Below are 14,506 nucleotides of genomic sequence, written 5' to 3'. Positions count from 1 at the left end.
GGGTTGGTAGCTATGTTAGCAATAATATTATTTTGGGATACGTCAGACTGAAACGCAATGAAAGTTTGGGTCTGAGAGAAAAGACAAACAGAGAAGGCTTTATTGAAGATGAAGTGTACAACGCTTTCGTAGATGCCATAAATTATGTATTGAATATTTTTGTTAGGCAACGAAATATCGATAAATTCCGTTTAACAACTCTATATAAAACATATAAAGTTATTGAGCCTGTTCTTTCCGATTTGGCAGAAGTTATGGAACTTGTTGAAAAAAAAGTTACTAATGAGGTCGACAAGAAGGATATTATAAAATATCTAAACAGAATAAGTATTCAATATAAAGAAGTAAAAGAAGTTCTTATAAAAAGTGCAAATGCGGGACTGAATTTAAGTGTTGTTATCCATGAGATTGAAAAACAGATTGCAGCATTACTCGGTTATGTTAAAAATGGAGAAAAAGATCAAATAATTAAAGTTTCTTTAAGGCTGGAAAAAATAGTTCGCGGTTATACGGCAATGATTAGAAAGTCTGCGATTAAAGATACAATATTGTCGGATATAGTAAATATAGCGTTGGAAAATTATGAATTTAGATTTTCCGATCATAAAATAGAAGTATACAATAATCCTAAAAATTGTAATATATCTGCTTTTTTGGCACAGGCGGAAGCAATATCGGTTTTGACCAATCTATTGGATAATTCTATTTATTGGTTGAGTTATTCACGAAAAGAAAATAGAAAAATATCCGTTTACATAACAGATCAAATAAAAAACTATAACTCTATTATTGTAAGTGATAACGGTCCTGGATTTAATATTCCTACAGATGCGGCAATTCAACCTTTTATAACCGGAAAGCCTCATAACATAGGGATGGGGCTCGGTCTGCATATAGCCGATGAAATGATGAAAGCAATGAAAGGCAAGCTACTATTTTTGGATGAAAACGATATTGAACTGCCGAAAGATGTTGAAAAAAATCAAATTAATAAGGCAATTATTGCATTATGTTTTCCAAAAGAAAAAACAAAGGAATAACTATGATAACCGATTTTATTGATAGCGTTGTAATTATTGATGACAAATGGAAAGAAATAGAGGAACTTGCAAAAAAATTGGAAGAAGAGGATATTTCCGTAAAAATGCAAATAGTAAATCCTCAAGATAAGCAATTTAAGAACATAATACCTCTAAAAAAATACAGACAACTTATTTTTATGGATTTGTCATTGGACGATAGTATTGACATAAAAAACAATATCTCTACGGAAATCAGACCGATACTGTCAAGAATTCTACCTAAAACAAAAGGGTGTTACGGCTTAGTAGTTTGGTCCAAGCATACGGATGATATTTCAATTTTAAAAGAGAAATTACTGGAGGATAAAGACAGATATTGCTTACCTATGTTTATTGTGCCGTTTGATAAATCACAGTATTTACAAAACGGATATGATAACATTTTAAATGATTTAAACAAAATACTACAAGACGATAAAACTGCATATTTTTTTGTAAACTGGATGAGTTCCGTTAAATCCGCTAGCGGTAAGGCAATATCGGATATATATTCTTTAGTTACGGATTATGATAAACAAAAAACCGAATTGATGTATATCCTGTATAAAATGGCATTGAATCATACCGGAATACCTGATGATCAAGTAGGAGGGTACGATTTAACGACCGATGCATATAAAGCTTTTGATGAATTACTTTATTCCGATTTGATTAAACAGCAAAATAAAACTAGTGTGAATATTTTTAGCCCAGTTCCTCAAAATCCATATACCAGGCAAGAAGATAGAAAGAATGATATATATTCGGAAATAAATTCTAAATTATTTATTGATACGATTAATATAAATCAGAAAGTTGTAGTTCCGGGAAATGTTTATGAGATTGTCGACCCAAACATTATAAGACTGGAATTACCCGAAGATGTAACAGCTGTAAAATATATTGCCATTGAACTAACACCTCCGTGTGATTTTTCTCAAAAAAAGAAAATAAATTCGCGTTTAATTAAGGGTTTACTGTGCGATATTCAATATAAGGAAAAATTCAAGAAAGAATATTATTATAAAGACATGTTTCCTCTTATGATTGATAAAATGACAAACCTCCAATTAGTACTTGATTTCAGATATTTGGAAGTGATAGAAGATTTAAAACTCCAAGACGAGTATCTGTATAAAGTTCTATTTAGGATTTCTCCCAAACTATTTGCAGATATATTACAGAAATTTTCATCTTCATATGCGCGACTTGGATTGTCGAAAATAGAGTAAAGCATTATGCCGGATATTTTCTCAAAATCGAAACGATCGGATATTATGTCTAGAATATCGGGAAAAGAAACAAAACCGGAAATTTTAGTACGTAAATATCTTTTTGCACACGGTTTCAGGTATAGAAAGAACGCAAAAGATTTGCCCGGTAAGCCGGATATTGTTTTACCCAAATATAAAACCGTTATTTTCGTCAACGGTTGCTTTTGGCATGGGCATCATAATTGTAAAAAAGCAGCCTTGCCTGTAACCAATGCCGAATTCTGGTCTAAAAAGATATCAAGTAATATTATTCGTGATGAAAAAACATATGTTGAACTAGCTGGCATAGGGTATAAAGTGTTAGTTGTTTGGCAGTGCGAATTAGGCATTAAAGAAAGAGAGAAAACATTGGACGAACTTGCAAATAAGATAAGGTTACGCAACATAAACGACTATTAAAAGTGTATAGTTTTAATGTATTCTAAAAATATTGGAACCAAAAATATAACATATGATAAAGAGATAATCCTTATCAACAAATCCTCCGAAAATTTTCGCTACAATGACGCGTAAATTTACGAAAGGAAGAAAAATGAGTAAAATTTACAATCTAAACGCCGACACGAAAGTCGTCGCAAAAAGCGTCGTTAGTAAGAGAATTTTTGATTGCGATAACGCTCACGTCGACGTGTTTGCTTTCGATACGGGCGAGGAGCTAGATCACGAGATGCTGTTTTGCGACAGCCTCGCGTGGGTCGTAGAGGGCGACGCGAGCCTGCACTACGGCGAAAAGCAGATGCGCTTAGGCGGCGAACAGGCCTGCCTGATAGAGAAAAAAGTGTGGCGAAAATTAGTTTTCAACGAACCGACGAAATACGTCTCAATCGATTTTAAGGAGGACTTAATGATAGATCATTTACCTAAGGCGGCTATTTTTAGCCTAGTAGATGCGGTCGAATACGAAGAAGGCAAAATCGTGAGCAAAACGCTCGTCAAAAACGAAAGCGGCTCGATGTCGCTACTGTCGTTTTCAAAGGACCAACAGCTCTCCACTCACGCGGCTCCGGGCGACGCGCTTTTGGTCGCGCTTGACGGCGAGATGAAGCTAACCATCGGCGACGAGCATTTTGATATCAAAAAAGGCGATACTATCGTGCTTCCGGGCAAAATCCCGCACGGACTTAAGATCCCGGAAAAATTTAAAATGTTACTCATCGTAACAAAAGATAAGATGTAGAGTTTTGGGGCGATTGCCCCGACTCATTTAGGAAATATATGGCAAGATTTATAATAGATGACGAAAACATAAGCGTAGATAATCTAGCGACGCTAAAAAAGCTAGGCGAAAAAGATAAAATTTATATTGTAACCAACAATAGACAAAAGCTAAGCATCTCCGTTTTGGCGTGGTTTCTGGCGCGAAAAATCAAAATAAAAATCATACTTTTAGAAAGCGCTCATAAGGACTATGCCGATAAAATAATTACGTTTCTAATGGGCAAACTCTCGCACAAAAAAGACAAAATTTACATCGTTAGCAACGATAAATTTTACGACGACGTGATAGATTTTTTTAATAAACAAGATAAAAACGGTGGCAAATTTCATAAACTCAAATTTGACTTTAATCGCTCGCATACGGCGCAGCTCATCGAAGAAAATCAAGACGAAATCGCGATCTTGATACGAAACTCGGGCAGCCTCAGCGAGCTTCATATGAAATTTATCTCAAAATTTGGCAGCAAAAACGGCGCCGGCGTGTATAACGCACTCAAAGAAGACGCGAGAAAAATCTACAAAAAGCCTCAGCTCGAAAACTCGCAAAAAGGCGAAGTAAAGCGTATTGCAGCCCCAAATTCCAAAAAATCTAAGCCAGCGACGCAAGGCGACGAGCAAAAATTTGACGAGCGAGAAAAGTCGCAAATGGAGTCAAATTTAAGCGGCGAGGTTTTACACACCCAAACCGCTCAGACAAAAGAGCAAAATTTAGAAAATCGCTCGCAAATCGATCAAAATTCGGAGCCTGAAAAAGCGCAACCCTCAGATAGCGAAAACGACGTGGCGGCAAACGAGGAGAGAAATTTACAAGAAGCTAAGGATGTAGAGTCAAATTTAGACGAGAATCTCGATCCTATCGAGCAGCCAAAAGACGCGGAGCAAAATTTGAGCGACAAGGCTTCTAGCGAGGATCTTAAAGCGGAGGAAAAAGGGCAAAATTTATCAAACAAGCGTCCGACTCAAAAATCAAAGCAAGCTCCTACGCCGCAAAACGAGGCAAAAAATAAAGCCGAAAATACGGCAAAACCGCAGCCCTCGATCAAAATAGACGAGGCTAAAAAGCAAGAGATAAGAAAAATCGCGTTTGAGAGTAAAAATTTGGGCGATTTTCATAACGGACTGGTTAAAAAATACGGCGCAGAGGACGCCGGCAAGCTATATAAAGCGCTAAAACAAAAGGCAAAAGAGTACCTAAGCAGGCGCAACGCAGCGAAATAGAGTTAGCGTTTTTGGCTGCGGCTTTTAAAATTTGAGGATTTGCGGTAAAATTCGGTCGTAAAATTATAAATTTAAGGGCGAAAATGATCTATCTGGTCGGGTCAAATTTGGAATTTGAGGGCGTAAAAACGCTGGTTTTAAACAAGATCAAATTTAATAAATTTAGCGTAAATTTAGCCGAATTTGGCGCACTGGTTCTAACCTCTAAAAACTCCGTAAATGCGCTAAAATTTAATCAAATTTTGCCCGCTAGTTTGCAAATTTACTCCATCGGCGACGGCACTAGCCGCGCGGCTAGCGAATTTGGCTTTGCTCAAATTTACACCGCAAAAAATGCTCACGGAAACGACTTTGCCGCCGAGATCGCACCGCTTCTAAAGGGCAAAAAAACATTATTTTTAAGAGCGTGCGAGACGGCTTCAAGAGTGGGCGAAATTTTGCGGGAAAGCGGCGTAAATTTGACGCAGATAATCGCTTACGAAAACGTTCTTAAACCGCTTAACGAGGAGCAAAAACCGCCCAAAAACTCTGTGATTATTTTTACCGCTCCTTCGGCGGTGCGAAATTTTACTCGAAATTTCGGCTGGGATGAGAGCTATAAAGCCGTCGCCATAGGATTTACGACGGCAAAAGAGCTGGGAAATTTTACGGCGCCCTCAGTGAGTGCTCAGCAAAATATAAATTCCTGCGTAAGCCTCGCAAAAACGCTACTTTAAGCTAAAATTTTATATAATAGCCTTGCCTGAGTGATTTGGCAGCGTATTTTTATAGGGTCCAACACATTAGTTTCGGCGAAGATGTGCGGCGACCGTGCGACGCGGCTTCGTTTGAGCGTGCGAGCGCGAGAAGTTGCGACCTAAAGGAACCGCCTATTTGCAAGGTTGGCTTTGAATTTTCGGGCCACTTATATGCGCACCGCTCACTTGGGTTTTTATTTTTGGAGAAATTATGAAAATTTTGATAATCGGAAGCGGCGGGCGCGAGTACTCCATAGCTCTAAAACTTCAAGAATCCCGCAAACACGAGCTTTTCTTTGCTCCGGGCAACGGAGCCACTTCAAAGCTCGGCACAAATCTAAACATCAAAGATTATAATCAGCTTGCAGAATTTGCCCAATCAGAGCAAATAGAGCTAACTATCGTAGGTCCCGAAGCGCCGTTAAGCGACGGCATCGTGGATATCTTTAAGGCGCGAAATTTAAATATTTTCGGACCGAGCAAGGCTGCGGCCAGGCTTGAGGGTAGCAAGGCGTTTATGAAGGATTTTTTGGCTAGAAACGCTATCAGAACGGCTGCCTATCTAAATACTGATGATTACGATGCTGCGGCTAAATTTATCGACTCTCTTGCCGCTCCGGTCGTCGTTAAGGCCGACGGACTGTGTGCGGGCAAAGGCGTGATAATCGCGCAAAGCCGCGAGGAAGCAAAGGCCGCGGCTCGAGACATGCTAAGCGGAGAGAGCTTTGGCGAGGCGGGCAAACGCGTGGTCGTGGAGGAGTTTTTGGATGGATTTGAGCTTAGCTTTTTTGCGATTTGCGACGGCGAAAATTTCGTTAGCCTGCCCGTAGCGCAAGATCATAAACGCCTAAAAGATAACGACGAGGGTCCAAATACCGGCGGCATGGGCGCATACGCTCCTAGTCCGCTAGCAAGCCCCGAGCTAATAAAACAGGTCGAAGAAGAGGTCGTAAAGCCGACTCTAAAAGGTATGAAAGCCGAGGGAAATCCTTTCTGCGGCGTGCTTTTTGCGGGGCTTATGGTGGTTAAAGGTATGCCGTACGTTCTTGAGTTTAACGTGCGTTTCGGCGATCCCGAGTGCGAAGTGCTAATGCCGCTGATCGACGGCGACCTGGGCGAAATTTTATTAAATGCGGCGAAAGGCGATCTAAAACCCGTAAAGCTAAAAGACGAATTTGCCGTCGGAGTCGTGATGGCTAGTAAAAATTATCCTTTTTCAAGCTCGCCTAGGGCCAAAATCAGCGTAAAAAACGTGCCTGAAAACTCGCACATAGCATTTGCCGGCGTGAGCGAGCAGGGCGGCGAGATATATGCCGACGGCGGACGAGTGCTCGTGTGTGTGGGGCTTGGCAAAAGCATAAAACAAGCGCAACAAAAGGCCTATGAGCTTTGCGAAAACGTAGAATTTGACGGCGCGCGGTACCGAAAAGATATCGCCTGGCAAATGCTAAAAGGGCGCGAATGAGCAGGAGCGTCATAGACAAGCTCGAAAACGAAAATATCACGCTCGCTAGCATCGGCAAAAGAGCCGTCGCGTGGGGGATAGATAAATTTTTACTTTCGGCATTATTTTTTGTGATTTATTACGATAAATTTGACGGAATAGACTTTGAGCAAACCGTCGTTTTGCTTGCAAATTTAACCCTTCAAATCGTTTTGCTAGACGTGATTTATCAGACTTTTTTTACGTGGTACTGCGGCGCTACGATGGGCAAAATAGCTATGAAAATCGTCTGCGTAGACGTAAATTTGCTCGATAAACCGAGCTTTTTAAACTCTTTAGTCCGCGCCTTTATGCGTATCGTTAGCGAAAACTTGTGCTTTCTTGGTTTTGCATGGGCGTTTTCAAATCCATTATTTCAAACGTGGCAAGATAAGGCCGCGAAAACGGTAGTTATAGATGTTTACTAGAATTTTTTCGTTACTAATGTTTGGGGCTTTTAGTTGCTTTGCGGCTCAAAATTTCGAGCTTCTGGCCGATGACGTAAAACGCGACAACGGCGTTGTTACGGCGGATAAAAACGTACTTGTTTATTCGCAGGATTATTTGATGAGCGCGGATAGGGCCGTTTACGATCAGCAAAAAGAAATTTTGGAGCTTTTCGGTAACGTAAATTTGATAAGAAACAAAGACGAAATCTCGCGCTGCTCGTATGCAAAGATCGATCTAAATAGCAAAGATAGTAACTACGAGACGCTATTTATGATGAACCGCGACATGGAAGTGTGGATGCAAAGCGACGAGAGCAATAGTACTTCTAAATTTTACGAGGTAAACGGTGCAGTCGTATCAAGCTGTAACGTCCAAGATCCGGACTGGAAGATCAAATTTAGCAGCGGCAAGCTAAACCGCGAAAGTAAATTTTTACACCTTTATAATCCCGTATTTTACGTCGGAAACGTCCCGGTGTTTTACCTGCCGTATTTTGGTTTTTCCACCGATACGCGCAGACGTACCGGGCTTTTGCCGCCGGAGCTTGGCTACGGCAAAAACGACGGATTTTACTACAAACAACCGATCTATATCGCCGAATACGACAGCTGGGACTTGCAGTTTGATCCCCAAATTCGCACTAGACGCGGCACTGGTATCTACGGTACGTTTAGATTTGCCGATTCGCCGTATTCCAGAGGCTCGGTGACGCTAGGCGCGTTTAGAGATACCGAGGGTTACCGTCAAAGACAGATCGAGAAAAACTCGCTAAGACTTCCTCTAAAAAATAAAACGCATAAAGGCGCCGAGGTCAAATACGAGCGCGATAGGCTCGTTAAGCACCTCATAAGCGAGGATTTGCAGGAGGGCTTGTGGCTTGATGCTACGGCGCTAAACGATATCGATTATATAAATTTGAAAAAGCGCGGCGCGGGTAGCGACGACAATCCTCTCGTGACGTCAAAGCTAAACTATTTTCTAAGTAGCGATAAGCACTATTTTGGCGCATATGCGAGATATTACGTAAATACCTCAAAAATCGGTAGCCCAAACGAAAACAAAGATACGCTCCAAGAGTATCCAAGCTTCCAATATCATAAATTTACCGACAGCTTTATCTTGCCTAACGTACTTTATTCCGTTGATTTGAGCTCGCATAACTACACGAGAAGAATCGGCGTAAAAGCGACGCACTATGAGTTTAATCTGCCGGTTTCCTTTCACCTACCCTTGGCGGACGATTATCTTAAATTTTCTTACTATCACTATCTATACGCCACTCACGTGGATTACGCAAAAAAAATGTATCGCCCGACCGGAGACGAGGACAGGAGCGCAAACTATATAGAAAACTATCACAAATTCTCGCTTTATACGGATCTAGCTAAAGCTTACGAGAGCTTTTATCATAGCGTAAATTTAGGCGTTGACTACGTCGTAAAAGCCTACAACGAAGGCGACTTGCCAGATAAATACGAAACTGCCGAGGATGACGGCAACGTATACGTCTACGATATGCTCGGACGAAAGTACCAAAGCTTTATAAATCCTCAGCACACTAGAGACGAGATTTCGGCCAGAGCGACGCAGTATTTCTTTAACGAAAACGGAAGAAAATTTTTACGACATACGATTTCACAGGGTTATTATACCAAAGAGAACAAGCGCTCGAATTTGAAAAATATAATCGGCTGGTATCCGCTACCGAATTTGTCTTTTTACAACAGGCTTGAGTACTCTTACGACAATAAATACTTTGAAAAAGTTCAAAGCGGCGCGAGCTATACGCATGATAAATTCGGCGCCAGTCTCTGGCATACGATGCAAAGGAAAAATGCGCAAGAAAAGCAAAACTACTTACACCTAAACGGTTACGTCGAGCTTCCGCATAACTATAGGCTTTTTGGCGGTTCGCAGTACGACCTCGAGCGAGACTACAATAAGCAGTGGCAACTAGGTGTCTCTCACCGCAGAAAGTGCTGGAATTATACATTCGTCTATGAAGAGGAGCTGGAGCCTACGACGACTACGAGTGGAACGGCCGCAAAGAAATCAAGAGGCGTTTATTTCTTTATAAATTTCTATCCGATGGGCGGCGTGCATTACGACTTTTCGGTAGGTCAGACGCAGGGTAGCTGATGAGCGGCTACGAGGATTTGGTCTTTGAAAACCAGCTCGAGGCGGCCGAAAAACTGCTTGAAATTTTGCCCAAAAAAGAGCTAGTCGCGGGCGAATATCTGATGATATGTGGCTCTATAGACTCGGTCATCATGGTCGATAGCGTAGCTCGCGGGCTAAATTTGAGCTACGAGATTTTATTTTGCGAGCGCATTTTTGCGCCCAATAACCCCGAGTGCGAAATCGCGATGGTTAGCGAAAAGGACGACGTGGTGTTAAACGACGAGCTGATTAAAAGCTTTGGCATTAGCTATGACTTCGTCTACGGCGAGGCTGATCGTAAGTACGACGAAAAAATCCTAAAAAACGTCTATAAATTTAGAAAAGGCAATCTCATCGGCGATCTAAAGGATAGAAACATCCTACTCATCGATGAGGGCTGCGAGACGGGTCTTACAGCGCTAACTTGTCTAAAAACGCTCATGCGCGAGCGGGTAAAATCGGTCACCTACGCTACGCCGCTCATCGCTACCGACGTGGCCGCGGCTATCGCGCCGCTGGTGGATGAAATTTACGCCGTGCATAAGATCGCAAATTTTATCGAAGTGGATTTTTACTACAAAAACAAAATCGAACCAAAACCCGAAACCGTACTTTCCATATTAGAGGAGAGTCCGTTTTATATACCATTACAAAAACAAGGAGATGTTAGGGCATGCAGTATTCAATAGAAGTCAATAATCAAGTTGAAATTTACGATATAGACAAGGTCGCCAAGCAAGCTAGCGGCGCAGTGCTTTTGCGCGTAAAAAACACCGTCGTTTTGGCCACCGTCGCTCGCGAGGATACGCAAGTTACCGAGGATTTTTTACCGCTAACGGTGCAATACATCGAAAAAAGCTACGCTGCGGGTAGGATTCCCGGCGGCTACGTAAAAAGAGAAACCAAGCCCGGAGATTTTGAGACGCTAACTTCGCGTATCATCGACCGTTCGCTTCGTCCGCTCTTTCCAAAAGGCTACGCGTATCCGACGCAAATCGTCGTGATGGTGCTATCCTGCGACCCCGAGGTTGATCTGCAAGTCGTCGCTCTAAATGCAGCCTCAGTCGCGCTTTATCTTAGTGACATCCCCGTAAATGCGCCTGTTTGCGGCGTACGCGTGGGATATATAGATAACAAATTCGTAATAAATCCTAGCAACTCCGAGCTAAAAACTTCGGCACTCGATCTTTACGTAGCAGGCGTTAAAGACGAGCTTTTGATGATCGAGATGAGAAGTATCGCTACCGAAAAAGACGAGATAGTGCCTATCGCGCTTGATCCTATGATGGATCCGAATTTAAGCGGCGCTATAGCGATGCAGGATATGAACGAATTTAGCGAAGACCTCATCGTGGAGGCGATCGCGCAGGCCGGTAAAGCCATACTTCGCGCCTCAAACGCTTATGAAGAGGCATTTAGTCAGCATAAAAAAGAAGACGCGCAGCTAGAGCTAAAACCGGAGATCGAAAACGAGAGCGTCGCGGTTTATCTAAACGAATTTTATAAAAACGACGTAAAAGCCGCTATAAATCAGATGGCTAAAAGCGAGCGCGCTAGCGAACTAACCAAGATCGCTAAGCAAATTTTGACCGACGAAGTAGCTCAAAAAGAGGGTTGGGAGGAGGAGGTCGTCTCTAACGTCCTAGCTAAATTTAAGAAAAAAATCGTCCGCGAGCAGATCATAAACGAGGGCGTTCGCGCCGACGGCAGAGGGCTTAAAGAGGTTCGCCCGATCAGCATCGAGACCAATATCCTGCCAAACGCTCACGGCAGCTGCCTCTTTACCCGCGGTCAGACGCAGGCTCTCGTAGTAGCCACTCTAGGCACCGACGGCGATGCGCAGATGTACGATATGCTAACGGAAAAAGGCGCCGTGACGGATAAATTTATGTTTAACTACAACTTTCCTGGCTTTAGCGTCGGCGAGGCTAGCCCGCTAAAGGCTCCGGGTAGACGTGAGCTAGGTCACGGCAACCTCGCTAAGCGTGCTCTTGCGCCTAGTATAGACGTAAATTCGCCTTATACCATTAGACTCGTGTCCGAAATTTTAGAAAGTAACGGCTCAAGCTCGATGGCTAGCGTTTGCGGCGGCTCTTTGGCACTGAGAGCTGCAGGCGTCGATACGCCAAAATTAGTCGCTGGCGTTGCTATGGGGCTAATTTTTGAAGGCGAAAAACACGCCGTACTAACAGACATCATGGGACTAGAGGATCACGATGGCGATATGGACTTTAAAGTCGCAGGTAGCAAAGACGGCATAACAGCGCTTCAGATGGATATAAAACTGGGCGGTATTAGCCTTGACGTGCTAAAAGAGGCGCTTTTGCAGGCGCGCGAGGGCAGGCTGCATATATTAAATTTGATGGAAAAGGCAAACGAAAATATCTCCGTAAACGAAGACATACTGCCTAAACTAGAGCTTTTTAGCGTTGATCCGGGCAAAATCGTCGATATCATCGGGCAAGCTGGCAAAACGATAAAAGAGATCATAGAAAAATTTGACGTCGCCATCGACCTTGACCGCGAAAAAGGCGAGGTAAAGATCGCCGGCGCGCAAAAATCAAGCGTAGATGCGGCCAAAGACTACATCATACAAATCGTTTCAAAAGACGGCGGCAAGGGTTTTGGCGGTAAAAGAGGCGGCAGAGACGGCAAGCCACATAAGACGCCTGAATTTAATATTGGAGACGAATTTGAGGGCGAGGTAAAAAGCGTGGTAGAATTTGGCGCCTTTATCGGGCTTCCGGGCGGCGTGGACGGACTTTTGCACATCTCAAAGATCAAAACGCCTCTAAAAGCAGGCGATAAGGTCAAAGTAAAAATCAGCGAGCAAAAAGGGCACAAAATTTCCCTTTCTTTGGCGCAATAAATTTAAAGGAGAACCGATGCAGTATAAAAAAATATTCTTCCCCATAGGTGCCGGCGACGACGTCAAAGAGCGTATAAAAGGTGCTTTGCTGGTCGCTAAGCATTTCAACAGCCATATCGAGATTTTGGCTTGCCAGCTCGATCCTAGCGTCGTTTATAATATGAAAATGACGCTTCGAGGCGGAGTGCTTTACGAGGAGTTTTTAAAAGCTGCTAAGGCTGATTTGGGGCTTGAGCACGAGCAAAACGAGGCTATTTTTAATAAGCTTTGCGCCGAGCTTGGCGTACGCGTCAGCGATACTCCGTTAAAAGGCGAGGCGAGCGCGAAATTTATAACCAAAAGCGGAAAAAGAAGCCTAATCGTCGAGCAGGAGTCTAAATTTTGCGATATGGTCGTAGCAGCCGTACCGCTTGACGGTAAGATAACGGGTACGTTTGAAGCGGCGGTACTAAAAAGCGGTAAAAACGTTATCGCTATCCCTAGAAAACTTACTAAATTTAGCGCGGAAAATATCCTGGTAAGCTGGACCGGTACGCCTGAGAGCTCGCGCGCCATTACCAGCTCGCTACCGCTTTTAAAAGAGGCTAAGCGCGTAAAATGCATCACTTCAAAGGCAAATTTGGGCGATCAAAGCGAAGCTAGCTTAAAGAGGCTGGATGAATACTTCGCACTGCACGGCATAAATGCGGATTTTGAGATCGTAGGAACTTTTTCAGTCCCTGGCGAACCGCTTTTAAAAGCCGCGACGGACGGAAATTTTGACCTAATCGTAGCGGCTAGATATGCAGAAAACGGCTTTAGAGAGATTTTCTTGGGCGGTACGACCAAGTACTTCTTACAAAATACCACGATACCGGTATTTATGTAAGACAAAGATCTGAGCTAAATTTACGGCTTAAATTTAGCTCCAAAATCTAAATTTAGCTTGAAATAGGGTTATAATATCGTAATTCAAGAGAAAATATGCTAAATTCGACTCCAAATAAAGCATAACTATTGAGGCTTATTACTAAGCAAAGTCCAAAAATATCGCTAAATTACGGTTTATGGTTTTTAATGAGGTCTAAAAATCGGATATAATTGGAAATCAGCCAAGATATATTAAATAATCATAATAATATTTTAGAAGGTGTTTTTTAGATTATAACTTACAAGTACTGACTAAAACTTGGTTAGTCGGTAAATTCGGCCATTTAGCTGGTGGTTTTTTGATAGATTTCCCGTCGATGGGTTTGATGTATTTGGCTATTTTGGGGATTTTTGTTGAGGTTAATAAGTATGATGGTGCGACCTGCGGGGTTCGCATTATGCTTACAAAGCCCTAAAATAGGGATAATGTAAAAACTAGGTCAGTATTTTTAAAAGACTGACTAAGTATTTTTAAATAACTGCAAAAATACAAAGGAAATGCTAGGAAAAAGAGCCGAAACTTAAACGATTTTGTTAAACAGTTTTTTAATGTCTAAGGATATTTAAGCTTCTAAGCTTAAGCAGAGAAATTAATCTCTTTCTTTCGCCATAGTCCTTTTTTATTGAAATGCATCATAGCAAATTTTTTTATTTTTTGCAAATTGGGTAAAAAATGTATTCATACCACGGCCAAGCGTAGCCGTATCAGTGAGCACTTCGAGCTGATCGGCGAAGCGTTAAAAAATACAACTTTGTTATACAGAAGCAATAAAGGACGGCACGGGCGGGCGCTTTGATACTCGCTGAGGCTCGTATCGAAAAAATAAGCTAATGCACGCCGCGAACAGCTAACGGCGCGCATAGAGCCTATTTTTTCTCGCTCTGCTTTTAGCTTTTATTTGCGGGCATTGTAGCGAGCCGTTTTTTACAAGGTCAAGGGTATACGAGCAGGATTTTAAGGGCTCGCGATTAGCGCTCACCTCTAAAAATCCGCCCTTGACTCTGTAAAAGCCGTTCGCACAACCCGCAAAGCTAAGGAAAAACAAAAAACAGCCGCCACCGTGCCTTTTGTATTGCTTTGCTTTTGCTTGAGTTGTTTTTTTATGATTGACGCTTTTAGATTTTCG

General features: G+C 42.3%; 12 protein-coding genes. All 12 read left to right on the top strand.

Going from position 1 to position 14,506, the window contains the following annotated elements; translation table 11 throughout:
• Positions 1-65: 65 nt before the first annotated feature.
• The 12 genes from QZ157_RS04135 (at position 66) to QZ157_RS04080 (ending at position 13,338) form a co-directional block, all read left to right on the top strand.
• A complete protein-coding gene (locus tag QZ157_RS04135) occupies positions 66-1,040 on the top strand; it encodes an ATP-binding protein (protein ID WP_295142184.1) in 975 nt (324 codons plus the stop codon).
• 2 nt (positions 1,041-1,042) lie between these two features.
• Entirely contained in the window at positions 1,043-2,293 is a 1,251-nt protein-coding gene (locus tag QZ157_RS04130; protein ID WP_295142181.1) for a hypothetical protein, read from the top strand.
• A 6-nt stretch (positions 2,294-2,299) separates the two neighbouring features.
• On the top strand, positions 2,300-2,734 hold the full coding sequence (gene vsr / locus QZ157_RS04125) for a DNA mismatch endonuclease Vsr (RefSeq protein ID WP_295142178.1): 435 nt from the start codon (positions 2,300-2,302) through the stop codon (positions 2,732-2,734).
• Between the two features lie 133 nt (positions 2,735-2,867).
• Positions 2,868-3,512, top strand: a complete 645-nt coding sequence (locus QZ157_RS04120; protein WP_295142175.1) for a cupin domain-containing protein — start codon at positions 2,868-2,870, stop codon at positions 3,510-3,512.
• Between the two features lie 38 nt (positions 3,513-3,550).
• Positions 3,551-4,771, top strand: coding sequence for a PIN domain-containing protein (locus QZ157_RS04115; RefSeq protein ID WP_295142172.1), 1,221 nt, complete (start codon positions 3,551-3,553; stop codon positions 4,769-4,771).
• Positions 4,772-4,854: 83 nt separating this feature from the next.
• Positions 4,855-5,487 (top strand): uroporphyrinogen-III synthase, encoded by a 633-nt coding sequence (locus tag QZ157_RS04110; protein WP_295142169.1) that lies wholly within the window; start codon positions 4,855-4,857, stop codon positions 5,485-5,487.
• A 232-nt stretch (positions 5,488-5,719) separates the two neighbouring features.
• Positions 5,720-6,973 carry a phosphoribosylamine--glycine ligase gene (purD, locus tag QZ157_RS04105; RefSeq protein ID WP_295142166.1) on the top strand — a complete coding sequence of 418 codons (1,254 nt, stop codon included), beginning with the start codon at positions 5,720-5,722 and terminating at the stop codon, positions 6,971-6,973.
• On the top strand, positions 6,970-7,419 hold the full coding sequence (locus QZ157_RS04100) for an RDD family protein (RefSeq protein WP_295142165.1): 450 nt from the start codon (positions 6,970-6,972) through the stop codon (positions 7,417-7,419). Before purD ends, QZ157_RS04100 begins: the two co-directional genes overlap by 4 nt.
• On the top strand, positions 7,409-9,580 hold the full coding sequence (lptD, locus tag QZ157_RS04095) for an LPS assembly protein LptD (protein WP_295142162.1): 2,172 nt from the start codon (positions 7,409-7,411) through the stop codon (positions 9,578-9,580). Before QZ157_RS04100 ends, lptD begins: the two co-directional genes overlap by 11 nt.
• On the top strand, positions 9,580-10,290 hold the full coding sequence (locus QZ157_RS04090; RefSeq protein ID WP_295142159.1) for a phosphoribosyltransferase family protein: 711 nt from the start codon (positions 9,580-9,582) through the stop codon (positions 10,288-10,290). Before lptD ends, QZ157_RS04090 begins: the two co-directional genes overlap by 1 nt.
• Positions 10,275-12,470 carry a polyribonucleotide nucleotidyltransferase gene (locus tag QZ157_RS04085; RefSeq protein ID WP_295142157.1) on the top strand — a complete coding sequence of 732 codons (2,196 nt, stop codon included), beginning with the start codon at positions 10,275-10,277 and terminating at the stop codon, positions 12,468-12,470. Before QZ157_RS04090 ends, QZ157_RS04085 begins: the two co-directional genes overlap by 16 nt.
• A gap of 16 nt (positions 12,471-12,486) precedes the next feature.
• A complete protein-coding gene (locus QZ157_RS04080) occupies positions 12,487-13,338 on the top strand; it encodes a universal stress protein (protein ID WP_295142154.1) in 852 nt (283 codons plus the stop codon).
• Positions 13,339-14,506: the final 1,168 nt, after the last annotated feature.

Source organism: uncultured Campylobacter sp., assembly GCF_905372745.1.
GTDB lineage: Bacteria > Campylobacterota > Campylobacteria > Campylobacterales > Campylobacteraceae > Campylobacter_A.
Note: the sequence above shows the minus strand (reverse complement) of the source record. Positions and strands in the feature narration are given on the sequence as shown.